The sequence below is a fragment of the Chromobacterium sp. FG89 genome, assembly GCF_057808735.1.
This window is the reverse complement of sequence record NZ_JBMDIQ010000089.1, coordinates 1-404: the sequence shown is the minus strand read 5'-3', so window position 1 is coordinate 404 and position 404 is coordinate 1. Positions and strand designations below refer to the sequence as shown.

The 404-nt window shown below is 60.1% G+C and carries 1 protein-coding gene; it reads left to right on the top strand.

The window, feature by feature from the left end; genetic code table 11:
- Positions 1 to 404: hypothetical protein (locus ACODRW_RS24365; protein ID WP_488906931.1), on the top strand; the 404-nt coding region annotated here is incomplete at both ends.

Sequence of the window (404 nt, the reverse complement as noted above, 5' to 3'; positions counted from 1 at the left end):
GGACATCAAGGCCGCCGACATCGACAACCACGGCGGCACGCTGCAGTCGGCCGGCGAGTTGAAGCTGGAGAAGCAAGCCAGTCTGAACAACGACGGCGGCCACATCGTCGCCAAAGACCTGAACCTGAAGGCGGATACGCTCAGCAATCAGGGCGGGGAAGTGTTTGCCCAGCAACAGTTGGATGCTCAACTGAGTCAGCTGAACAACGCCAAGGGCAGCCTGATTGGTTCGCAAAACCTGAACCTCAGCGTCAGCGAGGTGTTGCGCAATGATGGCCTGCTCGGCAGCGATGGCCAGTTCAAGCTGACGGCTGGGCAGTTGGAGAACGGTGCGGGCCTGATCCAGGCCGGCAAGGATTTGCAACTGACGGCGGCCAGCGTCAGCAACGCTGATAAAGGGCAAA